We start from the raw sequence: 26,551 nt of genomic DNA on the forward strand, positions 1-26,551 counted from the left end.
TTATTTTATCGCGATTTTTCAAAATGGATGACACGATAATTTTATTGATTAGCAAAAATGATCATATATTTGCTCTACTTTAATACATCTGTCTTTAATGCACTTGCCACTTTTGAAAAACCTGCATGCACTGTTATTGCTATGCCTCTTATTTCCTGTGGCTGCATGGGCACAGGAAGGAATGCCAGTGAACATACGTCCTTGCGGCGCCGACGCTTTACAGGAGCGATGGCGGAAGGATGCCTCTTACCTGGCACGGGAGCAGGCCATTAACAATGCTATCCTGAAGCGCCAATACATTACCGCCCCAGGCTCGGTGGCTTCTTTTGCACCGGTAGTATTGCCGGTAGTTTTTCATATTATCAACGAAGATCCGGCGGCATTTCCAGATGCGGCGGTGATAGCGGCGCTCAAGGAACTAAATGATGCCTATGCTGCCACCGGCGCATTCACCGGCGCACGTACCGATACCAAGATCCAGTTTTGCCTGGCTAAAACAGCCCCTGACGGCGGTAAAACCAGCGGCATCGTACGCACACATTCCTATTTATCTGATTTTGATAACGAAATGGAAGGTAGCGATCTCACTGCATTGGGTAAGTGGGATGGCAGCCGTTACATCAACATATGGGTAGTTACCGATATCAAATCGGAGTATATGCAGGACTTTAACTGCGGCGTTTGGACCCGTCTTAAAATGGGCGGTTACGCCAGCGCCGGCGGCGATATTGTTGTGGCCGGGCTGGGAGTAGGCGTACTGGCGCATGAGATGGGGCATTACCTGAGCCTGTTGCATACTTTTGCCAACAGGGACTGTAAGAATGACGATTGTTTGGTAGATGGAGATAAAGTGTGCGATACGCCCCCGGAAAGAACGATTACCGGTGGATATGCCTGTTCTGCTCCGCAGAACTCCTGCAGCACCGATACCTTATCCGGGTTTACTACCGACGTGCCCGACCTGCCGGATAATTTCATGGACTATGGCCAGGGCACCGGATGTGTGTTATCATTTACGACCGGGCAAGCCCAGCGCATGCACGACTTTATTGGGGTGGCACTCACCGGGATGCTCGCCAGTACGGTATGTAACGATCCCTGTACAGATAACATCACTGCTGCTTTTACCCGTGACATTGAATACCCGGTAGTAGGCGACAAGGTTACCTTTACCAGTACCAGTACGGGTGGAAATGCCTATCAGTGGCTGGTAGATGGTGTGCCACAGGGGAATGCCCCCACTTTACAGCTTACTGTAACGCAAAAGAAGAACTATGAAATTATATTGCGTGTAACCAATACCGTGAGCGGTTGCTTTGCCACCACCAATGATGTGATACAGGTAAGTTGCGGCGTGGTAGCCCGCTTCTGGCCCAGCAAGAGAAAGATTGCTTCTAAAGTCGGCTTTTCGCTGGACAGCGTGTTATTTCATAACCGGTCGCGCAACGCTACCAGCTGGAGCTGGCTGATGAGCAACGACAAAGGCATGGCGGAACAGGAAATCAGCACCATCGAACAACTTACATACGTTTTTAAAACGCCCGGCAATTACCATGTCCGTTTAGCCGCTACCGATGGACACTGTTTTGACACCTCCAACGCCGTACAGATCATTGTAGATGATCCTACGCCTGATGGCGCCGTGTATGTGACTAAAGTAGAATGCTATCAGCAAACCAAGGTAAAGGTTACCTTATACTTCCACAATTTTGGGTACGATACTATCCCCAAAAACACACCGGTATCTTTTTACGACGGCGATCCCCGCAAGCCCGGTACAAAGAAGGTAGGCGCTGTATGGCCGCTGCCATCGGACCTTCCCGGTAAATGCTCCACGCCGTTGTTATCTACCGTGGTAGATGCAGGTAGAGCGGGAATAGATACGCTAAGCGTAGTGCTGAACGACAATGGCTCCACTTTGCCATTACTTCTCCCCAATACCAGCCTAGTGGAAACCAACTATGGCAATAATATCGCCATAAAAAAAGGGTTTAAGTTCAGGGTGGTCCTGGATCCGGCAGACTTTACCCTGACGCCCGAACAACAGGTGGTGTTAACGCCCAAAGGCGTGAATGGTACCCTGCAAAGCGCCAGCTGGACGGGCAACTATCTCAGCTGTACTAATTGTTTAACACCTACTTTCACGGCGCCCTACCGGAAAGATACCGTGACGACCGACCAGGTGCTGGCCTATTCGCCATATGCCTGTTACGACAGTACCATTGCCACCCTGCATATCCCCGTGGTAGATGATTATACCGTGCAGGTGAAAAGTGTAGATTGTTCCCACGGAGATAGTTTGCATGTCACTTTCTCCCTTTGCAACGGTTATAAGAAGGGTAATATTCCGGCGCAATTAACCGTGGCCTTCTACGACAGGACCCCGGGAGATCCCGCTGCCAACGTGTTGGGTAATGGGTTTATTACGCCTATCGCCAGTACCGGCGCTTGTGAAGACTATGGCAGTGATATCAAAGGCACGTCTACCGGCAATGTATATGCCATCGTGAATATGGATACCCGGCCACAGGTGCCGGAAACCGGGCTGAATGAAGCCGATTATCATAATAACACCACACAATGGCAATACGAGCGGCCTGCCGTATCTATCTTTCCACAAGATACCATGGTGATGCGGAAAACAACGTTTCCGCTGCGTTACCAGGTATCTGCCTTTACGCCCAGGGACATTTTATGGCAGAACGATAACGCCTATACGTTGAGCTGCTATACCTGCGCTACGCCCCAGGCGGTGATGAAAGACAGTGCTTTTGTAGGTGTGCAGCTGACTAACCGGTACGGTTGTACGATCCGGGACCGGCAGTATGTGCATATCTTCCCGCCGGATTTTACGATAGACCTGTTGCAGACCGACTGTTATGACAACCAGCATACGTTGGTGAAATTTAAGGTGTGTACCGCCAATGGTTATGACAGTATACCGGCAAAATTGCCGATATCTTTTTATGATGGGGATCCGGCCAGCGAACGGACGGGTGTGTTGTTGCCGTTGTTTTATACGCCGGTGACAGATGGCGTTTGCAGGGAATTTACCACGGTGGTGGCCTCGCCACAGGGCAGGGATATCACGGCGGTTGTAAACAGGCAGTCGGCGAACTATGTGGCAGAAGAAACAGATTATGCCAATAACCAGGCGAACATTGCCTATACGCCGTTTTCTGTTACCATGGACCGTACATTAATTGAGCTACCCCGTCCGGCGGCTACCGGGTTGCTGGCCATTGTAGCAGGAGGACCGGCAGTTTCTTACGCCTGGACGCCGGCTATAGGCTTATCCTGTAGCAATTGCGTGGCCCCGGTGGCATCGGCTTTATCATCTATGCGTTATACGGTGATGGCCGCCAACAAATATTATTGTACTGATACCGCATCCGTGTATATCAAAACATTCACCAATACAGGCATTACCATGCCTAATGCCTTTACGCCCAATGGGGACGGGCAAAATGATTGGTTTTATGTGATAGGCAGCTGGGATATTAAGATGATCCGGGACTTTTATATCTATAACCGGTCGGGAAATAAAGTATTTGAAGCGCATAACACGCCGGCCAACGACCGGAGCTACGGTTGGAATGGCATGATCAACGATAAGCCGGCAGCAATGGGAGCTTATGTTTATTACGCTACGGTGGAATTTATGGATGGCAGTACACAGTTGGTAAAGGGCGCAGTGACGCTGATCCGGTAGTTGCGCCACCTATCCCTTCACGCTGTTTAAAGCGCTGCAAAAGGTGTATCTTGATGTCAAATCCTGTTATGTTTGTTATGAGAATATTGAAAGCCACTGTTCTTCTTTTCGCAGCCTGGTTGCTGGCTACTACAGCTTATGCGCAGGTGAAAGTACAGTTGATAGATCCTGCAGCTACGCAGGCAGGTATACAAACCGTTCACTCCCCACATATGGCGATGCAGCCAGCGGCGGCTACCAACCAGCATCGACTGTTGCTGATGATCCCTGGTACCGGTGGGGCTGCAGTACAGATGCGTTCATTCGACAGCTGTTTTGCCGCCATGGGATATTATGTGATCAGCCTGGATTATATGAATAACGTGATTACCACCGTTTGTTCCAAGAGTGAAGACAGCACTTGTTTTGATCATTTCAGGCAGGAAATTATGTTTGGAACCCCGGTGAGTGACAAGGTAGCGGTAGATTCAATGAATAGTATTGTGCATCGTGTGACAGCGCTGTTGAAATATCTGGCAGGAAAAGATGCCGGTTGGAAAACGTTTTTAAGCCGTGGGATGCCTGCCTGGGATAAGATCGTTGTGGCAGGCCATTCACAGGGTGCCGGTCATGCTGCTTTTATGGGGAAGCATTTCCGGATGGGTGGTGTGCTGTTGTTTTCCGGACCGCAGGATTACCTGCAACAATTTCACCGGCCGGCTGGCTGGCAATGGGAACATGGATTGACGCCGGTAGGGAGGTATTATGCGTTCCTGCATGTACGCGATCCCTATGTGTTCGATTACCAGGCGCAGGATGTGGCGGCAGTTATAAGGCCTGCAACGGCAGATACCACCATGGTATCTCCTGGTGTAACGGTGGTGGGTAAACGGCAGGTACTGGTGACCGATATAGATCGCAAAGATACCCATGGCGCTACCCTGAGTACCGAATTTGTACCCGTGTGGCGTTATATGATCAGCAACGCAACAAAAAAATAGATTTATGCGCAAACTGGAGGCGGGAGTGTTTTTAGGAGAACCGGATGGGGTGTTTCACCAGGAGGGGGTGATTGTAAGCAAGGCTGTTTACAGGCAGCCCCCCGTGTACCAGGGTTGGCATTGTCACGAGCATCATCATTTAACGGTGGTGGTAAGAGGAGGAAATGTAGAACATCGTTCCGTTAAGGAGAAAGAGGTGCTGGCCGGGCAGGTATTGTTTTATCATAGCGGGGAGTTGCATAAAAACAGTCATACCCAGTGTCCTTCCGTTAACATCAACCTGGAGATACCGGATAGCTTTTTAAAGCATTATGGGTTGTCGTTCAGTGCGGTAGACCGTTTCCCGGAGCAACTGGAGCAAATGAAATATGCGGTGCTAAAGGCTTATCAGGCGTGTAAGCTGGGAGATGCCTCTCTCATTCCATCCCTGTTATTGCCCGGGTTTACCGCGCCGCTGGTGCGTAAAGCCGAAACGCCGCCCTGGGTATCGCAATTGAAAATGTTGTTGAACGACCGCTGGAATGAAACATTGTCGCTACAGGAGATGTCTGTTATCCTGGGCATACATCCGGTGACTATTTCCCGGTATTTTCCTGCTTATTTTAATTGTTCGTTGGGAGAATATATGCGTAAGATAAAAATAGACCGGGCGATGGTGATGATGCAAACGCAGGAAGCATCGCTTACCGACATTGCTTACAGCTGTGGATTCTTCGACCAGAGCCACTTTATACGTACTTTCAAGTCAGTTACCGGGTTTCTGCCCCGCCGGTATCAACAAATATAGCAGGCTAATTTTATACTATTTCAGGAAGGGAGAACATCGGATCTTTGTCAGATAAATTTATAAGTATGAAAAGATTTATCTGGCTGGGATTATGTTGTATGCCCCTGCTGGTAAAGGCACAACAGGAGTTGGCCCCCAAAGAGGTAGCCAGGGCGGTGGACAGTGCTGCGGCCCTTATCAAACGTCACTATGTTTTTGCTGACAAAGGCGCCGCTATTGCCACTCATCTTAAAACGCAATATAAAGCCGGTGCATTTAATCATTTGCCCGGCTGGAAAGCCTTTGACTCTATCGGTACTGCCATACTGCATCAATTTAGCCAGGATGGCCACCTGTATATGCGATACAGCCCTGAAAGGGTAAAGGGTATTCGTGCGCAGCGTGAGGAGAGCGGAGGTACAGATGATTTCTTTCACAGTCCGGAAGCGCGGGAGCACAATTATGGTTTCCGCGAGGTGAAGATATTGAAAGGCGATACCGGGTATATTAAACTGGACCAGATTAATATTTCTACCGAGAGCTTACCTGTATTGCAGGCGGCCATGGCTTTTGTGCACCGTACCAAGGCGTTGATCATCGATTTGCGCGATAATGGCGGTGGTGGTAGTGAAATAGACCTGGTGTTCGAGGGTTGCTTTTTGCCGGCAGGCTTAACGTTGCTGGAGTCTTACGGCGGTAATGGGCCCGGAGAAGTAGATCATACCGTGGCGGTAGATTCGGCCTATAGGTATAATGGTCCGCTATATGTATTGATTAACAAAAGGACCGCTTCTGCGGCCGAGGCATTTGCCTATGTGATGCAGGCGCATCACCGGGCGAGGATCATTGGCCAGGCGTCCGCCGGGGCGGCCAACCATAATGAATTTTATGCGGTAAATGACCAGGTATTTATTTCTGTGTCCGTGATGGCAGCGGTATTGCCAGGTACCCGGGACAACTGGGAGTTAAAGGGCGTACAGCCGGATGTAGTAACAGCGCCTGGCGAAGAAATGAATCATTTGCAGTAAAAGCGTAACCTATAAAAAAGAAAGCCGGTTCTCAGTGCAGAACCGGCTTCTTTGTCATCACACACATCACTATCAAACTACACAGGAATGGTTCTAAGCATGGTTCCGTTTTCCTGAAAGCGACTATGCCAGCTAAGGGCCTCCTGCAAGCTGTGGGGTGTTGGCCGCCTTTTCTTACAGGCATTGGAAAAGTATTCGTTCGGTGCGTCACGATAGCTGGCGTGGGCGCAGTTATTTTGCGAAAACAAAATTACACAGCCTGCTGGTGGCGGATATGCGTTTTTGGGTCAATTCTTTGTTTGAACCGGCCAATGCGTTATTGCGGGTATTTCGTTATATTTAGTGGGAGAGTCTATTTATTTCACCATTATTAAATTCCCTTCTTTATGAAGCGTATTGTTCTCGCATTATCATGTGTTTGTTTTTTAGGTATTTCCGGCGTACAGGCGCAGAGCATCCTGGATAAGGCCAAGCAGGCTGCCGGTACCGTACAAAGCCCTTCTTTGCCGGATGCAGGCAGTATATTAGGTCAACTTACGCCTGCGCTGGGATTAACCAATACGCAGCAACCCAAAGTACAAAGTTTGCTGACTACTTTTTTGAAGAAAAAAACGGCTATACTGCCCTTACAGCAAACTAACCCCAGCGCCTATACGTCGAAGTTTGGTGGTTTGAAGAGCGGACTTTTTTCCAAACTGAAAACACTGCTTACGATCAGTCAATACACCAAGTTACTGGGATTGAAGCCAAAGACCAATGATGTAACGAACGTGTTGTCGCAACTTTTTTTCTAGCAGAAATTTTAAAGTGAAAGTTTAGAGCAGCAAGCGAAACACTTTTTGTGTTTCGCTTGCTGCTTTTTTCTATCTTCGCGGGCGTTCGTTACCATTCCATGTCAAAGAAGAGAAAGAAGCAGAAAAAGCAACAGACGAAAAAGAAGAACCAGGGTTTCAGTAGTATAGTCGTTATTGTTATATTGATACTAGCTGCATTCGCCGTTACTACCTGTTCCCGCACAATTCCCGGAGATCCGGGCAAACCTGCGCATACTGCGAAGAAAAAATCTCACCGGAAAAAAAATAATAAATCACCTACCCGCATTGCGCCGTTATTGGCGGAAGACTTTGAAGCCGGCAGTAAAACCAATTACAACAACGGCGTAGTGACTTTGTCGAGTGGCGCCTGGAAATTCAAGGACGCAGTTACGGGAGCCTTAGACGAAGATCATAAAACCGGTAGCCAGGCATTGCGTATCAGAGACAATGGGATGGCAGGGATGAATTTTGATATCGTGGTGAATGGTACCGTTACCGTAACGTTGAAGTATGCGCTCTATGGAGCGGATGAAAGCGGAAGTTGGGAGTTATGGGCATCTGTGAACCGGGGACAAAGTTACGTTCGTATAGGCGCGCCGGTCATCGTTACGGCCGCTACTTTACGTAGTGCGGCCTTCACCGCTTCTACCAGCACCGGTACCATTCGTTTTGATATCCGGAAAACGGATAAAGGCAATAGCCGGATCAACTTTGATGTATTCCGGGTAACTGCCGGCGGTCAATTAACTCCGGCTGTGCCAGACACGAAGCCTGTTGGAGGTGTTGGTGGCGACGATGATAATATGTTGCTGGGAAATCCCAGTGGCGCTACAAGTTCGCTGGTAATGGCCAACAATTACCTGATGGACAAAGGTTATTACAAGCTTTCTTATAACCGCGACCGTGGTACGCCCAATTGGGTGTGCTGGCATGTATCGCGTAAAGACCTGGGGCATATGTCGCGTGCAAATGATTTCAGGCCGGATGCTGATTTGCCGGTTGATTGGTACCAGGTAACGCAATCGAGCTATATGGGGAGCGGCTTTGACAGGGGACATAATTGTCCTTCCGGCGATCGTACCGCTACACGCGAGGCCAATGAAGCTACTTTCCTGATGACTAACATGATCCCCCAGGCGCCTAATCACAATCAGCATTTATGGAAGAACCTGGAAGACTATACGCGGGAGCTGGTGATGGATGGCAATGAGGTGTACGTGATGATGGGAAGTTATGGCAGCGGGGGCGTTGGCAGTAAGGGATTGACCAAATCAATAGATCATAGCAATATCGTAGTGCCCGATCATATATGGAAAATACTGGTGATATTGCCGGAAGGAAACAACGACCTGCAACGTATAAATAAGCATACCCGGATCATTGCCATAAATACGCCTAATAAAAATGAGGTAAATTCGAGATGGTCAGCTTACCTGACTACCGTGGATGATATCGAGCGGGTCACTCATTATAAATTATTAGACAAAATACCAGTAGCAGTAAGACAGGAACTGATAAAAAAAATTGATACAGGAGAATAGCGGTTTTCGTGATCTAAAAAATATTATGTTGTTATGATAATTATGTTATAAATTGCATAAAATTATTATGTTTTTCCATTCCAACATTTTTAGCCTTAGAAAACTCATGATAAATTTTGGAAAAGGCCAAACTGGCATAATTTTATTGAAAGTACCATCGGAATGTAACTTATTGAATCCTTGGAACGTTATTAGTAATTACAAGCTAACTTGAAAATATAACTAGCCGATTTATTACAGCATTAAACCTACAATGTTAATCATATGCAACGCATGACTGGATACAACTATGCAGGTGAAAAAGCTCAGTACATAAAATAATGAAGGCAGGACGGCGTTATATGCTACAGAGATAGCAACGTGAGTATTTTAAATATTAATTTTATATCTAATCTATATGGGTGAAAGAGTGTCGGTGGCCTTACTGATAACAACGTATAACTGGCCTGAAGCGTTAAAGTTGGTACTTGAGAGTGTTTTAGCACAAACTGTTCTCCCTGATGAAATCATCATCGCGGATGATGGATCAGGGGCTCCTACCAAGGCCGTTGTGGACGCGTTCAGAAAAAAGACCAATATTCCGGTAAAGCACTTCTGGCACCCTGATGAAGGTTTCCGCAAAACGCTCATCATTAACCAGGCCATCACTGGCACCTCTTCCAAATATATTATACAGATTGACGGAGATATTGTTTTGCATGAGCTTTTCATACAGGATCATATCAGCGAGGCCGAACGGGGATATTATATCCGGGGAAGCCGGGTACTTTTACAGGAGAAGATCACCAAGCGTTGTATTCGCAATGGTAGTTTTGAACCTGTTTATACCCTTAGCAACGATGTTCGTAATAAATTTAACTCCCTTCGTATTCCATTCCTTTCTTATTTACTGATCAGGAGAACCAGCCGTTCCAGGAACTGGATTGGTTGTAATTGCGCTTTCTGGAAGGAAGACTTCATGAAAGTGAATGGCTATAATAATGAATTGGCGGGCTGGGGCCATGAAGATATAGAGTTGGCGGCGCGTTTCATCAACTCCGGGCTGCGTCAGAAAAGGGTAAAACTAAAGGCGGTATGCTACCACTTGTATCACCCTTATAATGACCGGGGACAGGAGAAGATCAACTACCGGGTATACCTGGATACGTTGAACAGGGGGATTGCCTACTGCGCTAATGGTTATCACCGGCATCACCACCATCATCAGCATCAGTTGACCGATTAAAAAAGATATTGATAAAAAAAAACGGATGTAGCCATATGGTTACATCCGTTTTTTTATGCGTTATAGTTGCCTATGAGTTGGCAAATGTCTGCATATCTATCAGGCGTTTGTAAATACCGTTATTTTCCAGTAATTGCGTATGCGTGCCTTGTTCTGCTACGCGACCATCATCCAGTACGATAATAAGATCGGCATTTTGTATAGTGCTGAGGCGGTGGGCAATCACCAGGGAGGTGCGGTTGAGCATCAGGTTATTCAACGCTTCCTGCACGAGTTTTTCAGATTCTGTATCCAGTGCGGATGTGGCTTCATCGAGCAGCATCAGTGGTGGATTAGAGAGCACCGCCCGGGCAATACAAATACGTTGACGCTGGCCGCCGGAAAGCTTGGAGCCTTTGTCGCCGATATTTGTCTGGTAGCCATTTTCTGTATTGAGAATAAAATCGTGTGCATTGGCGATCCTGGCGGCAGCTTCTACTTCAGCAGCAGTAGCATCCGGTTTTGCGAAGGCGATGTTGTTGAAAATGGTATCGTTGAAGAGGATAGATTCCTGGTTTACCACGCCCAACAGGGAGCGGAGCGATTCCATGGTAACCGCTTTCAGATTTTTTCCATCTATCGTTATATTTCCTGATTGTGGGTCCATAAACCGGGGAATTAAATCCATTAATGTGGATTTACCTCCACCGGAAGGGCCAACCAGTGCTACAGAAGTGCCTTTGGGAATCCTGATATTTATATTATCCAATATTTTTTTATCGCCGTAAGAGAACGACACATTTTCAAAGCGGATGGCGTCATTAAAGCCGGTCAGTACTTCCGCGCCTGGCAAGTTGTTGATCGCTGGTTTTTCATCGATCAGCTGCAACACCCTTTCGCCTGCAGCCACGCCAGAATGGATATTGCTGAATGCTGTGGATATCGCTTTAGCAGGGCGCATAATCTGGGAGAAGAGGGCAATATATACGATAAAGGTAGAACCGTCCATATCCCCCTGGTTATTGATAATAAGGGAACCGCCATAAAATACGATGAAAGCCACCATTAATACGCCCAGCGTTTCGGAAACGGGAGAAGCCAGTTGTTGCTTTTTAGCCATGGAGCGCGTAATCTTTGAATAGCGCCTGTTTTGTCCTTCGAAGCGGTCGGTAATAAACTTAACCGCGTTAAAGGCTTTTACGATGCGGATCCCATTCAGTGCCTCATCGAGGTAACTGATCATGACGCCATAAGTTTCGTGTGAATCGGTAGCCTGTGTCTTTAACCGTTTTACAATCCTGGATATGACCAGGCCAGCCACCGGGATAACCAGCATGGAGATCAGCGTGAGCTTATAAGAAATCAGGAACAGCATTACCAGGAAAGCTATCAGCTGGGCCGGCTCCTTGAATAATACCTGCAGCGTGCCAGTAACAGAGAATTGTACGACCTGTACATCTGAAGCGATTTTAGAGATAATATCTCCCTTGCGTTCATTACTGAAATACCCCAGGTGCAGGTCCATTACATTGTTAAACACCCTTCTGCGCAGGTTCAGCAAGGTTTGAATGCGGAGGCTTTCCATGGTGCGGTCGGCGAAGTAACGGAACAGGTTGCCCAGCAGTACCGAGGTGGCAATGGTAATACACACAAATTTTAAGCTGGTCAGCCGCCCATATTCTACCGAAATAAGAGATGTATAGTGTTTGAATATGTCAAATAATTTGAAGTAATTATCCGGCATTGGGACCACTTTCGTTACGGGCACCTTACTAAATAACGTGTCGAGTAAAGGGGCCAGCAGTGCGAGATTGAGAGTGCTGAATATAACAGACAGCAGCGTGCAAATAATATAGGGGAAAGCAAATTTATTAATAGGCTTCGCAAATGATAAAAGTCGGAAGTATGTCTTCATGTTTAAATAATAATCAATAATGATTGGAACAGTGCATAAAAAAAACCGCATCGTTGCTGATGCGGTTCCTTAAGTTTTAATTTCCTATTTATCAATAACTTAAAGAATTATTTTTCGAACACACATTCAAGCCTGCAGATCACCAGTAAATATCTGCCATCAAGCCCCAAAAGTAACCCTTTTGCCTAAATTGTCAAAAGATTTACGTGCAGGGCGGCAATTTCCGCTGATGAGGTTTTGCTTGTCTTGTCAGCCTGCGTAAGTTTCAGTAACTTTAAATACCCCTATTTATCCTCCATTAAATTCAAATAGCCATGCACCCGGAAACCCCTACAGTCCTGAAAAAGAAGGCTGCCGTTGTGGTAGCTCATCCAGATGACGAAACATTATGGGCTGGTGGAACGATCCTGTTTCATCCGCAATGGGATTGGACTGTGGCAGGGCTTTGCCGGGCCAGTGACCCTGACAGGGCGCCGAAATTTTTCAAGGTATTACAGGCATTAGGTGCAGAGGGGGTGTTGGGAGATCTGGAAGATGGACCAGAACAGACGCCCTTGCCGGAGGCAGAAGTAGAACACCAGGTGTTGTCATTGTTGCCCGCGCAACATTACGATCTTATTATTACGCATCATCCACAGGGAGAATATACCCGGCACCGGCGTCACGAAGAAGTGAGCCGGGCAGTGATCGCCTTGTGGGCGTCAGGAAAATTGGCAGCAACAGAACTATGGGTATTTGCTTATGAAGACGGGCAGCGGGCTTACTATCCGGAAGCAGTGCCACAGGCCACCATTTACCATGTATTGGAGAAAGAGATCTGGCAACGGAAATATGCGTTAATGACTAACACGTACGGTTTTAGGGAAGATAGCTGGGAAGCAGCCACCACGCCATTAGCAGAAGCATTCTGGTGTTTTCATCATCCTCAGGAAGCCCTGCAGTGGCTTCATACTTTATTGGCATCGTCATGAGAATACTTTTGTTGTACGACTATCCGCCAGCCCCGGGGGGACTGGCCACACAAGGTAATTTATTGTACCAGGGTTTACTGGAAATCGGCGTAGAAGCCCATGCGGCGCATTACGATTCACCCCTGGAAAAAGAGTGGTATTATCAATGGTTTAAACCAGACATCGTACTGGGTGTTGGTTACTGGGGATATACACCACAGCTGGTGCTGCATCCGCAGCAATTTGGTTTGCAGCCGGTCCCATGGTTGGTAGCTGATGGTTATATCGCTAACTACCAGGATGTATTGAACCAGTTGCCGCTGATATTGGTCACCTCCCAGTGGGTAAAGGAAATGTATATGCGTGATGGCATCTGCGGTGATCGCATCGTGGTATTGCCGGTAGGATGCAATACCGACCTGTTTACGCCCTTGCCCAAAGAACATCCCAGGGTGAGCGCTGTTCGCGCCTCATTGGGCGTAAAGCCAGATGAGCTAATGCTGCTGACAGTAGGAGGGGATGCCTGTTCCAAAGGGGCCAGGGAAGTAATGCAGGCGCTGGCAGGATTAGCTGACGCCGTGCCCTCCAACTGGAAATATATTTGTAAGGTATGGCCGCAGCCACGTACCCGGCTGCAAAATGAGCTGGATATGGAGTTGGCGCGACAGCTGGGACTGGAGCATAAAATACAGTATGTCACCAGTATCGTATCCCGGAACTACATGCCGTACCTGCTCAATGCCTGCGACTTGTACGTGGGGCCGTCGAGGTTAGAGGGCTTCGGCATGCCGCAGGTTGAAGCCGGCGCCTGTGGTAAGGCGGTGATCGGCATTCAGGCTATGGGCATGCTGGATACGTTGGTACATGAAGAAACAGCCCTGATGGCTGAAGTAGCGGAGCAAATTGTGGTAAATGAAGTCATCCTGGGACGGGAATCCGGCTACCCGGAAAATCATAAAGTAGTATTTGGCACGCCGCGTACAGTAGACTACCGTGCAAACATCAACGATATCCGCGCACATTTGCAACGATTAATGAATGATGAGACTTACCGGAGCCAACTGGGACAGGCGGCGCGGCAGCGGGTAGCCTCCAAATTTGATTATCGTACCGTGGCCCGGCAATTTGTGCAGATACTGGAAGAAAAATTTAATATTCATTGAACATGGAAGCTGCCAGCTGGTTAACGATCAACGCAGCAAGAGATGCTGCCCTGCAGGTATTACTGCATAATGTAAACGGTCCGTTTCATGGTTTGCCCCGCACCGCAGGCTGGGGCTACCCCGAGCCGTATACGAGGGATTTGTTGCTGTCTTTTTTCGGCGTGGCAGTAACGGGCAATGAAGTACTCATCAAAAGTATTAAACGGGTGTTGGAAACGCTGGCCAAAAACCAGACACGGCACGGACATATTGCCTCCCTGGTACATGATAAAGAAGACCTGGGCTCCAGTGACAGCACACCTTTATTCCTGCTGGCAACAGGCATGTACCGGCAGTTTTCCGGCGATGCCACTTTCCTGGAAGAAGCGGTGAACAGGTCGCTCACCTGGATGGAATACCAGACGCCCTCCGACCGCTACCTGGTTGCACAGCAGCCTACCAGCGATTGGCGGGATGAGCAATGGGTATTAGGTTATGGGCTATTTGTAAACACCCTGGTATATAGCTACCTGCGGATATTAGGTCATCATGAACGCGCGGCGAAGGTAAAGCAGGACATGGGAAGGTTTACCATCACCGCGGGTGTACAACACCGGCATGTACATGAAGGATTGATGGTGAAGTATAAACCCTACTACGCCATGTGGTCGTATAAAGTGCTGAGCAGCGAGCGGTTCGACCTGCTGGGCAATAGCCTGGCCATTCTTTCCGGCATAGCGCCACCCACACGTGCCACTGAAATGGTGGCCTGGATTGAAGAAGAATGTGCCGCACTAATAAACAGCGGGCAGCTGGCCGTAAAACTGCCGCCTAACTTCTTCCCCTATACGAAACCCGGGGATTATGACTGGCATGAACGGTATGCGATCTTCAACCAGCCTGGAGAATATCACAATGGCGGCATCTGGCCATTTATTTGCGGCTTTTATGTTGCCGCACTGGTGGCCGCCAAAAAGTACCGGCTGGCAGAAGAAAAGCTGGTGGAGCTGACACGGATAGTGACCATCAGCAACAGCGGCACTGTACAATATGGATTTAACGAGTGGCTTAAAGCGCAGGATGGAAGCGCGAAAGGGCAGGAATGGCAAACCTGGAGCGCGGCATTGTACTTGTATGCGGTGAAATGTGTCGCAGAAAGGCGGACGCCATTTTTTGAGGAGATCAGGATAGCGGGGTAGTTGGTGTTACTCGATAATTATATTTAACTAATTCTCTTCAGAATTACTTCCAGCCCCTATCTTTGCACCATAATCCCTTTTTTGTGTTTTTAAACCGATGAAAATGAGTCGTTTTACATCCCTGTATCTGTTGGCGTTTTCCCTGCTAACCCTTAGTGCCTGTGGCAGCCTTGAAATGGCGCATCCTGATGGGCCCACGCCGGTAAATCCACCTGGTACACCGTCTACTGGTGGTGGTAAGAATAAAATAGAAGGTACCTGGAGCTTTGTAGGGGTTACCAACAATAGTGTGGCTACCTCTTCTCAAGATGGTATGAAGGCGGTAATGACCTGCTTTTACAAAACCAGTAATAACCAAGGTGATTTTGTTTTCGATGGCAAGAATATCACTGTGAAAAACCTGAGTTATACAATTGCCGGTGATATTAGATCCGTATTATACGCAGGTACTGAGGTAGTGAACGACATGACTTTGCCAATGAATATGGCGATGCCTCCTTATGCTGCAATTATACCCTATAAGCAATTGGACGAAAACACACTTTATATGGAGAAAGGATTTATACAGGATGTTTCAGGCATGCTGGGTACTGAATCCCACGGTGGTCCTGCGAAAATATCGTTTAACGGTGATTCACTGGTACTGACAACAGATCTCGGACAGGTGGATATTCCTGGCTCAAAGCTTTCAGGATCTATAGTCAGTAAGTATGTGAAGAAGTAATACTTTTAAAAAATAGAAACCATCCTTTTTGTAATGCCCCCAGAAAGTGTTCAACTTTTTGGGGGCATTGTATTTTTCCCTATTGTATTTCCCTTTTAGTATTTTAATCGTTGATCTGCTTTTCGTTTAAACAGCTTTTTTCCAATGACGAAGTCATGTAAAAATAGTTTGTTTGAATGTTTGAACATATAAAGAGAAGTAGTAACTTACGAATATTCCAAGATCCCGTTATGAAAGAAATTGGGCTTTTCTTATTCCACTGTTATGTTCCCGGCATATCAACCAAATCAATGAAACATCCAGCAACACTCATTACTAAATCAACTGCACTATGCTAAAATCTACATTTGAGCGCACAAAACAGTATTACTTAAGAATTGCACTATTGGCTATACCTCTACTGTCGTTACAGGAATTGGCGGAAGCCCAGGGGTGTGTGGCCATCCGCAGTACAGGTGCTGTTTGTATGAAGCCACAGGCCGGAATAGAGTCGGGATGGCAGGTAAATATGATATACCGGTATTTCAGATCTTTCCGCCATTTTGTAGGAACGGAAGAACAGAAAGAGCGGCTGGAAAACCATACAGAGGTGATCAACTGGCAACATACGCTTGATCTGTCACTGGTTCGCACATTTAACAGTCGTTGGTCTTTGTCATTCAATGTTCCGGTGCTGGCCAACACCAGGTCTTCCATGTATGAGCACTATGGCAATGGTAGTAAGAGTCCTAATGCGCGTCAGCAAACGCATTCATTTGGGATAGGGGATATTCGTTTTGCCGTATACCGTTGGCTGCTAGATCCCGCCAAATCGCGGAAAGGAAATATACAGGCAGGACTCGGATTGAAATTACCTACGGGTGATTATCAATTCCAGGATTATTTTGTTAAGAACGACAGCACCAGGGTATTGGGCCCGGTGGATCAATCCATACAGCTGGGTGATGGTGGAACAGGTTTTACCACGGAGCTGAATGGATATTATAATTTCTCTCACCGCTTTAGTGTATATGGAAGTTTTTATTACCTGTTTAACCCGCGGGAACAAAACGGTGTATCTACCGCCAGAGGGGGAGCTGTTTCTGCTAGTGCCGTACAATACGGTACAGCAGTAATGAGTGTACCTGATCAATACATGGTTCGGCTGGGAGCAAATTATGTTTTACAGCATCTTACGCTATCAGGGGGTGGCCGCATGGAATGTGTGCCAGCGAAAGATCTCATCGGAGGCAGCGGTGGATTTCGCAGGCCCGGTTATGTTATTTCTGTTGAGCCGGGACTGAGTTATACATTTAAGAAACTGGTGTTTTTTTCAACGGTGCCCGTTGCATTGCAACGCAACCGTACCCAAAGCTATGGCGATAAATTACAAACGCAGGCAACAGGAGTATATAAACAGGGTGATGCTGCATTCGCCGACTATTCAATTAATATAGGAATGTCTGTGAGGCTTTGATGATTAGAAGTCCTGTGTTTTCAAAGCCGATAAAAAACGTATTTAAAATAACATTAAAAAGCCTCGCGGAATTTTCTGCGAGGCTTTTTAGTAGGTGAGGTAAATGCATACCTCATTTTGGGGCTATGAAATGCGATATGGACTATATGATCATTGATAGCCTGGATTTTGTTTTATAGCGTTGTGACTCTTTTTTATTTCTTCCCTCGGAATAGGCAACAGGTAATAATAGTCGCCTTTCCACGGTGCCCTTACTTCTGCTGCATCGATAACGCCATAGGTATAGGAGAGCTTGCCCAACAGATCGCCTGCCTGGGCGCCGGTCCAATCCATTTTCACGCTGGTTAATCCGCGGATCGGAATATCAATATTTCCCGGAGCAGCTTTCCAGCGCATCAGATCAAAGAAGCGATGATCTTCCAGGTGCAATTCAATGGCTCTTTCATTCCGGTAATCCCGTACCAGATCAGTACCAGCGCTGGTAATATTGGGCATATTGACAGAAGGTCTTTTCCTGACTTTGTTGATATAATCCCGGGCTACCGCTTCGTTGCCGAGGGCAATTTCAATTTCTGCATAATTCAGGTAAAATTCTGCCAGCCGGAGAAATACAATTGCCTGGCTATAATCATAGTCAAAACTTGCACGGGGGCCATTAAAATCACATAGTCTTCTGAAGGTATAACCCGTTTGAACTCTCCAATGGAAAGGCGTGAAACCTTTTACCCAATAGGTTTTGGAGTCACGTCCAAAATCGTAAAGTGTTTGCCCATTTTTAGGGTCCACTTTATTGGGGTTTGCATATGGTCCCGCATTGTCTGGATTAGGATTAGCATCTTCCCAGTATTCATATGTTCTTACGGTACTTTTTGCGCCATCATTGATGGTAAAAGGTCCGGCGCCCGGAAAGATAATATCACTATAATACCTGGGATCCCTGTTTACATTAGGGTGTTGCGGATCATACCCGGAAGTGGGGTTTACAGTCACGCCATCTGCCAGGTATGGATATTGTCCGTTGGTCATCTGGAACATGTTCACAAATGTTTGTGTTGGCATGATGCGTTGCCGGGCATCAAATCCGCTTGGCCAGTAGTCGTAGTTAAAGCCCCAGTCGGGTACCCGGGTGCCGGGAGTAAACGACTTACCGAGGATGATTTCATCTGTTTTTACTGGCCTGGTAAACAGGTCATCATGCGTGGGATGCAGGGTGAAACTTAGATCCAGCACAGCCTTGGTAGCTACTTCTGCAGCCTGCCATTTGGTTTTATCATTGGAAGGGTTGTTAAGCGGACTGGCTGCATACAAAAGCACTCTTGCCTTTAAAGCCATGGCGGCTGCTTTGGTTATTTTCCCGCTGGCGGGAGCAACATCCTTTAACAGGGTAGTTGCCTGGTCACATTCATCCAGGATGAATTTTACGCATTCGTCGTACGTATTCCTGGGCGTATCAAAATTAGTATCATCCAGTTTGTAACTTTTGGTGATAATAGGTACGCCGCCAAACGTTTTTATCAGTTCAAAATACATCCATGCCCGTAAGAAATGCATTTGCCCTTTCATGGGATCCAGTACGGTAGCATCGAAGGAGGAAGTAGTGGTTTTTTCAAAGAATACATTTGCTTTCCTGATATAACCATATTCTTCATTCCAGATGTTAGTCAGATCGGTGATATTATCCGGCGAGATAGTACCTTGAATATACTGACGAATACCAGCGGCTTTGTCATGTGTTTCCGGTTGCGACACAGCAATATCCGTTAATGTTTCGAATCCGCCGGTACCAGGATACCATATAGGTTTCATGCCATTGTATACGTTGTATACGTAATTCTGAAGAAAGGTGGCATCGGAAAAAACAGCATCGTCGGTTAGTTTGTCCAACGGCTTTTTATCCAGCAGGTCCCTGTTGCACGAAATGGTATTGACGGCTGCGCCGGCAAGCAGCAGGATATAGATTTTCGCAGCCCGTGTATTTAGAAGTTTCAACGATTTCATAATTGATTTTTAGAAAGTAAGATTAGCTCCGAAACTAAATGTCCGCATGTTTGGATAACCACCGCCATTGCCAAGTACGAATTCAGGATCACCGGCTCCGTATTTTTTAAGGTTATTAAAGAGCATAAATATGTTATCACCCGATAAATACAACCTAAGGGCGGCTATCTTAGCTTTTGATAATAGGTTTTTGGGTAGGGTATATCCCAGTTCGGCCGACTTTAAGCGCGCCCAGGTGGCCTTATGGTAGTAGAAATCGGCATCTTCCGCAGCTACACCGTTGGGGGCAATCATGGGGAGTACTGCATTGGTATTCTTTAATGAATAGGAGTTTAATGCTACATACTCCAGTCCATTTCCACCGGCACCTGAGTTAAAGCCATTGTTTAATCTCCATTTGGCGCCTGTTTGTCCCTGCAACAATATCGTCAGGTCGAAGTTGTCGTAATCGAATCCGATGGTCAGGCCAAACTGCATTTTGGGAAAAGGCGTGGCATCAAATCTATATTTGTCGTTTACGTCAATTTTGCCATCATTATTCAGATCGGCAAATATTAATCCCCCGGTGCGTGCTCCCGCATAGCTGGGATATTTGGTTAGCTCGGCATCTGTTCTGTAAATACCAATTGCCTTATATACCAATATGGAACCGAGCGGATTCCCTTCCAGCTTCTGATAAGGTTGTGCCTGTGGTGTTTCATCAAAAAATATGATTTTGTTCCGGCTATAAGAGATGTTTCCATTAGCTCTGAATCCAAGGCGTCCAAAGTTCTGTCTGTATCCAGCCTGAAAATCAAATCCTTTGCTATCCATTTTACCGATGTTTTCATCTGGTAATACTACGCCGGTGTACCCGGGAATAGAAGCTTGCCGCTGGCCCAATATATGGGACGTCTTTGAGCTATAGACATCTAATTCAAAGGTCAACCTGTTGTTTAAAAAACCGGTTTCCAGTCCGATATCCGATGTTTCGGTTACTTCCCAGGTAATACGTGGATTAGGGGTTCTGGTAGGGGCAATTCCCTGTACATCGGCCCCGTTAACTACCCAGCCAGGTGCATAACCATAGGATCCCAGGTATTGGAAGGGCGCTACCCTGTCATTTCCTAACTGGCCCCAGGAGGCTCTTAGCTTCAGATTACTGAATATATTTTTCGGTATAAAGGATTCCTGGCTAAGTACCCATCCTGCAGATGCCTGTGGGAAAAAGCCAAACCGTTTTTCTTTCGGAAAGATGGTGGAGCCATCATATCTTGCGCTGAACCCTAATAGATATTTGCCTTTATATTCGTAGTTTACCCGGCCAAAATAGTTTCGCCGTGCAGATTCGTTAGCGCCTCCATCATTATTCCAATTCTGGCGATCAGTGCTTCCGGCGGAAATCTGATCGATTAAAGGCGAGGCATAGCCAAGGCGACTTGTCCAGAAAAAGGCGCTATCGTATTTATTTTGCTCATAGGCAATGAAAGCGCTTATCTTATGATCTTTTATGATGGTGTTGTAGGAAAGTTTTATGTTTTCAGTCACTGACTGTTGTTGTCCAAAATTTTCTTTAAGTCCGATGTCTTCCACAGATCTTGATGGCCTTTTTACTATTTCTCCCGGGTTGGCGCCTCTTTCATAATAGAACCAGGTGTAGTTAAAAACTTTATCGTGGTTCAGTGTTTTAACAACAGATGCGAAGCCGTCCAATGATAATCCTTTCACGAAGGGAATATTGTATTTGAAACGGATCGTACCGTTCGTTACCCCTGCTTTATATCGCTGGTATCCCGGGCTGAGCAACCTTGCAGCAGGATTTAGCTGTGACCATCCCTGGCCCGGATAGCGATAGTCGCCGCCGATATAGGCTTCCTGTAACGGGCTGGTATTGGCGAAGTAGGCTATTTGTCCTGAGCCACCTTGTGGGGTCTGGGTATTTTTTTCCCTATAGGCAAGGTCTAATCCTACTTCAAGATCATCGGTCACTGAAACATCGATATTGCTTCTGACATTATACTGCCTTAGCTTTGTTTTATCGTCGCCACGAAGAATACCGCCCTGTGCGGCAGTTCCAAGCGATAGAAAATATTTCACCCTGTCTGTTCCGCCTCTCATGGTAAGCGATTGCCTGGATTGTTTGGCAGGGGGCGCCACCAGCGCTTTGTACCAGTCTTCCGGTCTTCTTGTTCCATTTTTAAATTCTGCGATCAGGTCATCGGGAAAATCAGGCGGTGTACCCTCCAGTGCTCTCCGGTCGTTGAGCACATTCATATAGTCGTAAACGTTAGCCGACCTTACTTTCATGGTGGGCGACTGATAGGATTGTGTGGTAGAAAAGTCAAAGGAAGGTTTTCCGGATTTTCCCCGTTTGGTGGTCACGAGGATAACACCTCCTGCTGCCTGGGCGCCATAAACGGCCGCAGAGGCATCTTTCAGGACTGATATAGACTCAATGTCATTTGGGTCCAACCTGTTTAATCCATCCGGATCGGCATTGGCCACTCCATCAATCACGATTAATGCAGAACTGTTGCGATAAGTTTTAGGGCCTCTTACCAATATTTCTGCATCATCAAACCCCGGTGCTGCACTTCTTTGGTTAACAAATACCCCTGAAAGTCTACCGGATAGGGAATTGGACATAGACGTGGCGGTAGATTTTTTAATTTCCGCTCCTGATACCTGTACAACTGCGTTGGTAAGTTCTTTCTTTTTCTGGGTGCCATATCCTACCACTACCACGTCGTTGAGGTTTTTTGAAAGCGTCTCCAGTTTTACATCAATGGCAGATAAGGTGCCTGTTTTTACTTCCCGGGCCAGGTATCCAATGGCATAAAATACAATAATACTGTTGGCGTCCTTTACTTTAATCGTATACCTGCCATCCTTGTCTGATGTAACCGTATTGCTGGTGCCTTTTTCGGAAACAGTGACACCGGCCAGCGGTTCTCCTTTTTCCCCGGTTATTTGTCCTTTTACTACCCGCTCTGTAATGCTAAACGTTTTTCGTTTGGCTGGAATATCAGGCGTCATGCCGGGAGGGGAGTGTTTGTCATTGGCCCACAGGGCTGTACACAGGAAACTTTGCAGCGTAATCCAGCAAAGGGTGTGCTGGGCTCTACGCCAGGTACGCGGTAGTTGTTTGGACTTCATAACTGTGGTTTATTGTTTTTTATGATCGCCCCATGTCGATGGAGCATAGATTTTGGTGATTTAAAGTGTTATAGGTCTTGCTGGTACTAAGTTTTTTTCATTTTCAGAACATGGACGGCATAAAAAGCGCCTTATTTATCAGGTCTTTTTACTTATATTTGTAGGTATGTGTGTATGTACATATGTATATACATACTAAAAGTAGTAAAAAAATAATTACCACCAACTTTTTTTTAAAAATCAATATTGGTGGAACTTTTTAAGTCAGGCAAACAGGCGATAATATACAGACAACCAAAATCAGCTGCTTTTTTTATCAGAAAGAGCTGGAGGAAAAAGACAGGAAATCCCGATACCTGATTATCCGTATTTTTTATTTATAAACGATTCAAGTATGCCATCATCCCGGTTCATGATCGCTTTGCTGCTTAGTTGGTTAATTGCTATATCCTGCAAGCAAAAGCAGTCCCTCTTTCGGCCAATATCCCCGCAACAATCGGGGATTACCTTTAACAATAAAATAGTGGAAAGTGATTCTCTCAACCCCATCGATGTCACTAATATTTATAATGGGGGAGGTGTGGGCATTGGGGATTTCAACAATGACGGTTTGCCCGATATATATTTCACAGGAAATATGGTTGCCTGCAAATTGTATTTAAACAAAGGGAGCTTGAAATTTGAGGACGTCACGGATGTTGCGGGAGTAGGCGGAAGCAAAAAATGGTGCAGGGGGGTAGCCGTTGTAGATATCAATAATGATGGGTGGATGGATATGTATGTATGCGCCTCTATGGATAAAGATCCACAAAAGAGAAAAAATCTTCTTTATATTAACCAGGGAGTGAATAAAGAAGGGATTCCTACCTTTAAGGAAGAAGCTGCGGCCTATGGGCTCGATGACAGCACACACTCTACCATGGCTACTTTTTTTGATTATGATAATGACGGTGATCTGGATGTTTACATTGTAGTAAACGAAATTCTTCCCAATGTAAATCCTTCCGTTTTCAAATCTAAAATTACAGATGGAACGTTTCCCAGTACCGGCCGGCTTTACCGGAATGATATGGATAGCGTATTGCATCATCCTGTATTTACGGATGTAACAAAACAGGCCGGCGTTACTATCGAAGGGTATGGGCATGGCGCTACCATTGCAGATATCAACAAAGACGGATGGAAGGATATTTTTGTAACCAACGATTTTATTGCCAACGACCTGTTGTATATCAATAATCATGATGGCACATTTACAGACAAAGCAGCGTCTTATTTTAAGCATACTTCTGCCAATGGGATGGGACAGGATGTAATAGACATCAACAATGATGGATTATCTGATATCGTGGAACTGGATATGAACCCGGAAGATAATTACCGGAAAAAGATGATGTTGGGCGCAAATAGCTACCAGACATTTCAACTTAATGATTTCTTTAAATATCAATACCAGTATGTCAGAAACTCCATACAGTTGAATGAAGGGCCGCGACTCAATGCCAACGACTCAATCGGGGACCCTATATTCAGCGAAACAGGGTACTTTTCGGGCGTATCGGAAACAGACTGGAGCTGGTGTCCTTTGGTAGCAGATTTTGACAATGATGGATGGCGGGATCTGGTTGTAACCAACGGTTTTCCCAAAGATGTAACAGACCGCGATTTTATTGCCTACCGGCAGGAGTCGGCGCCTGTTACGCCACAGTCCAATACCCTTGCACAAATTCCGCAGGTAAAACTACATAAATACGCGTTTCATAATAATGGTGATGGCAGATTTACAGACGTATCGCTTAGCTGGGGGCTAACCACGACCGCGTTCTCAAATGGCGCGGCTTATGCCGACCTGGACAATGACGGTGATCTGGATATGGTGATCAATAATATCAATGATGAGGCGTCTGTTTATGAGAACACGATGATGGATACAAAACCCAAAAACAAACATTACTTGTCGGTACAGCTGACAGGCGATTCACTGAATATAAATGGACTGGGGGCATGGATCGGGTTATATTATGGAAATCAGCAGCAAGCCTATGAGCAAACTCCTTATCGGGGATACCTGTCGAGCATCCAGTTAAATCCTCATTTTGGACTTGGAGAGGTGTCAACAATTGATTCGCTGGTGATTAAATGGCCCGATGGAGGCAAGCAGGTGGTGATGAATGTAAAAGCTGACCAGGTTATAAAGATCAATAAATCCGATGCCAGGGAGCATTACGATTGGTTCGTTCCCGCACTTGCTCAGAACAACCTTTTCAGGGAAATTACTGATTCATTGGGTATCACATACAAACATTCCCAGGAGGACTATATAGATTTCAACATCCAAAAATTACTGCCGCATAAGCTTTCAGAATATGGTCCTTCACTGGCGGCGGGTGATCTGAATGGCGATGGCCTGGATGATATGGTGATTGGAGGAAATTCGTACCTGGGCGCCAGCGCTTTATTTCAACAGTCCAACGGTTCATTTCTCCGGAAAGTGATTGTACCACCCGTTGATGGAATGGGCAAAGATTTCCAGGATATGGGTATTGCACTGTTTGATGCGGATGGAGATGGAGACCTGGATCTCTATATTGCACATGGGGGCTATGAAAGTAAGTCCAACACGGCCGCCTACCAGGATCTTTTTTTTATTAATAATGGCAAGGGCGATTTCCAAAAAGATTCACTGGCGTTTCCCCAGAATTATACCAGCAAATCATGCGTGCGTGCAGTAGATTATGACAAAGACGGGGATCTCGATCTGTTTGTTGCCGGGCGGGTAGATCCATGGCATTACCCGGGCGCGGTATCAGGGTTTATTTATCGTAATGACTCAAAGAACGGGCAGATAAAATTTGTAGATGTGACCCGCGATGTTGCCGGAGGGTTAAACAATATAGGCCTGGTGTGTGACGCGCTTGTTACTGATTTTGATAACGATGGCTGGCCAGACCTGGTGCTGGCAGGAGAATGGATGCCGCTTACCTTTTTTAGAAATGAAAAAGGTCACTTCAAAAATATAACTGAAAAGACAGGTATATCGGACCAGGTAGGCTGGTGGAATAGTTTAGCAGCAGGTGATTTTGATAATGATGGAGATATAGATTTTATTGCAGGAAACCTGGGTCTTAATTCATTTTACAAAGCATCGCAGCAATACCCTGCTACTATTTATGCGAAAGACTTCGACAATAACGGCAGCTTCGATGCCATCCCTGCCATATATCTACCGGCAAGCCAGGAAGATACTACCCGGAAAGAATTTCCTGTTCCCGGCAGGGACGACCTGGTAAAACAGATCATTGGGATGCGCTCAAAATTCCAGAATTATAAATCGTATGCTACCGCTACCATGGATCAGTTATTCACTAAAGAGCAGCTGGCTGGCGTATTGAAGCTACAAGCCAATAATTTCCATTCTTCTTTTTGCAGAAATGATGGAAATGGAAAATTCACCCTGATCGCTTTACCGCTTAAAGCCCAGCTGTCTGCATTGAATGGAATGGTGACGGATGATTTTGACGGAGATGGTAATCTTGACCTGGTCATCAATACAAATGATTATGGAACAGATGTATCTGTTGGCCGCTACGACGCCTTAAATGGTTTGATGCTAAGAGGGGATGGCAAAGGAAATTTTGTGCCGCAATCTATTCTCCAGAGTGGAATCTTTATTCCGGGTAATGGAAAGGCCCTGGTAAAACTGAGAAGTAAGAAAGATGCCTACCTGCTGGCAGCGGCACAAAATCGCGGGCCGCTCAAAGTATTTACGTCGAAGAAGGATAGCAGACATATTCCCTTACAACCTGGCGATGTAACTGCCGAATTTTTATTTAAAGATGGGAGAAAACAAAGACAGGAATGTTATGATGGCTCCTCCTTCCTTTCACAGTCAGCAAGGTTTCTTCGCGTTGGTAACCAGGTGGCATCGGTGGCTATTACCGACCGCAATGGCAAAATAAGAAAGCAGTCTTTCTAACGGATAAATA

General features: G+C 46.3%; 16 protein-coding genes. 13 read left to right on the plus strand and 3 right to left on the minus strand.

Annotated features, from left to right (window positions below):
* The first annotated feature begins 97 nt into the window (after window positions 1-97).
* From HGH91_RS19655 to HGH91_RS19685, 7 genes are all read left to right on the plus strand, one after another.
* Window positions 98-3,712, plus strand: a complete 3,615-nt coding sequence (locus HGH91_RS19655) for a gliding motility-associated C-terminal domain-containing protein (protein WP_168740489.1) — start codon at window positions 98-100, stop codon at window positions 3,710-3,712.
* A gap of 77 nt (window positions 3,713-3,789) precedes the next feature.
* Window positions 3,790-4,692, plus strand: a complete 903-nt coding sequence (locus tag HGH91_RS19660; protein ID WP_168740490.1) for a BPSS1187 family protein — start codon at window positions 3,790-3,792, stop codon at window positions 4,690-4,692.
* Window positions 4,693-4,696: 4 nt separating this feature from the next.
* Window positions 4,697-5,479 (plus strand): helix-turn-helix domain-containing protein, encoded by a 783-nt coding sequence (locus tag HGH91_RS19665; protein ID WP_168740491.1) that lies wholly within the window; start codon window positions 4,697-4,699, stop codon window positions 5,477-5,479.
* A gap of 65 nt (window positions 5,480-5,544) precedes the next feature.
* Window positions 5,545-6,486 (plus strand): S41 family peptidase, encoded by a 942-nt coding sequence (locus HGH91_RS19670; protein ID WP_168740492.1) that lies wholly within the window; start codon window positions 5,545-5,547, stop codon window positions 6,484-6,486.
* 386 nt (window positions 6,487-6,872) lie between these two features.
* Entirely contained in the window at window positions 6,873-7,280 is a 408-nt protein-coding gene (locus HGH91_RS19675) for a hypothetical protein (protein WP_168740493.1), read from the plus strand.
* Window positions 7,281-7,378: 98 nt separating this feature from the next.
* Window positions 7,379-8,842, plus strand: a complete 1,464-nt coding sequence (locus tag HGH91_RS19680; protein WP_168740494.1) for a DNA/RNA non-specific endonuclease — start codon at window positions 7,379-7,381, stop codon at window positions 8,840-8,842.
* Between the two features lie 397 nt (window positions 8,843-9,239).
* Window positions 9,240-10,067: a glycosyltransferase family 2 protein gene (locus tag HGH91_RS19685; RefSeq protein ID WP_168740495.1), complete on the plus strand. Its 828-nt coding sequence runs from the start codon at window positions 9,240-9,242 to the stop codon at window positions 10,065-10,067.
* 70 nt (window positions 10,068-10,137) lie between these two features.
* Here the strand turns inward: HGH91_RS19685 and HGH91_RS19690 are convergent, their stop codons facing one another.
* Window positions 10,138-11,961, minus strand: a complete 1,824-nt coding sequence (locus HGH91_RS19690; protein WP_168740496.1) for an ABC transporter ATP-binding protein — start codon at window positions 11,959-11,961, stop codon at window positions 10,138-10,140.
* 314 nt (window positions 11,962-12,275) lie between these two features.
* Between HGH91_RS19690 and HGH91_RS19695 the strand changes: the two genes are divergently transcribed.
* From HGH91_RS19695 to HGH91_RS19715, 5 genes are all read left to right on the plus strand, one after another.
* Entirely contained in the window at window positions 12,276-12,932 is a 657-nt protein-coding gene (locus HGH91_RS19695; RefSeq protein ID WP_168740497.1) for a PIG-L deacetylase family protein, read from the plus strand.
* Window positions 12,929-14,074, plus strand: a complete 1,146-nt coding sequence (locus tag HGH91_RS19700) for a glycosyltransferase family 4 protein (RefSeq protein ID WP_168740498.1) — start codon at window positions 12,929-12,931, stop codon at window positions 14,072-14,074. The genes HGH91_RS19695 and HGH91_RS19700 overlap by 4 nt, the downstream gene beginning before the upstream one ends.
* A gap of 2 nt (window positions 14,075-14,076) precedes the next feature.
* The gene (locus HGH91_RS19705) at window positions 14,077-15,252 is read left to right on the plus strand and encodes a glycoside hydrolase 100 family protein (protein WP_168740499.1); all 1,176 of its coding nucleotides are present in this window, start codon (window positions 14,077-14,079) and stop codon (window positions 15,250-15,252) included.
* 103 nt (window positions 15,253-15,355) lie between these two features.
* On the plus strand, window positions 15,356-15,976 hold the full coding sequence (locus tag HGH91_RS19710) for a hypothetical protein (protein ID WP_168740500.1): 621 nt from the start codon (window positions 15,356-15,358) through the stop codon (window positions 15,974-15,976).
* A gap of 331 nt (window positions 15,977-16,307) precedes the next feature.
* The gene (locus tag HGH91_RS19715; protein WP_168740501.1) at window positions 16,308-17,432 is read left to right on the plus strand and encodes a hypothetical protein; all 1,125 of its coding nucleotides are present in this window, start codon (window positions 16,308-16,310) and stop codon (window positions 17,430-17,432) included.
* Window positions 17,433-17,582: 150 nt separating this feature from the next.
* Here HGH91_RS19715 and HGH91_RS19720 read toward each other — a convergent pair whose 3' ends face one another.
* Both HGH91_RS19720 and HGH91_RS19725 read right to left on the minus strand, forming a co-directional pair.
* Window positions 17,583-19,430: a RagB/SusD family nutrient uptake outer membrane protein gene (locus tag HGH91_RS19720; RefSeq protein ID WP_168740502.1), complete on the minus strand. Its 1,848-nt coding sequence runs from the start codon at window positions 19,428-19,430 to the stop codon at window positions 17,583-17,585.
* Window positions 19,431-19,439: 9 nt separating this feature from the next.
* On the minus strand, window positions 19,440-22,565 hold the full coding sequence (locus HGH91_RS19725; RefSeq protein WP_168740503.1) for a SusC/RagA family TonB-linked outer membrane protein: 3,126 nt from the start codon (window positions 22,563-22,565) through the stop codon (window positions 19,440-19,442).
* Between the two features lie 412 nt (window positions 22,566-22,977).
* Between HGH91_RS19725 and HGH91_RS19730 the strand changes: the two genes are divergently transcribed.
* Window positions 22,978-26,541: an FG-GAP-like repeat-containing protein gene (locus tag HGH91_RS19730; RefSeq protein WP_168740609.1), complete on the plus strand. Its 3,564-nt coding sequence runs from the start codon at window positions 22,978-22,980 to the stop codon at window positions 26,539-26,541.
* Window positions 26,542-26,551: the final 10 nt, after the last annotated feature.

Origin of the sequence: Chitinophaga eiseniae (assembly GCF_012641265.1) — a bacterium.
Lineage (GTDB): Bacteria > Bacteroidota > Bacteroidia > Chitinophagales > Chitinophagaceae > Chitinophaga > Chitinophaga eiseniae_A.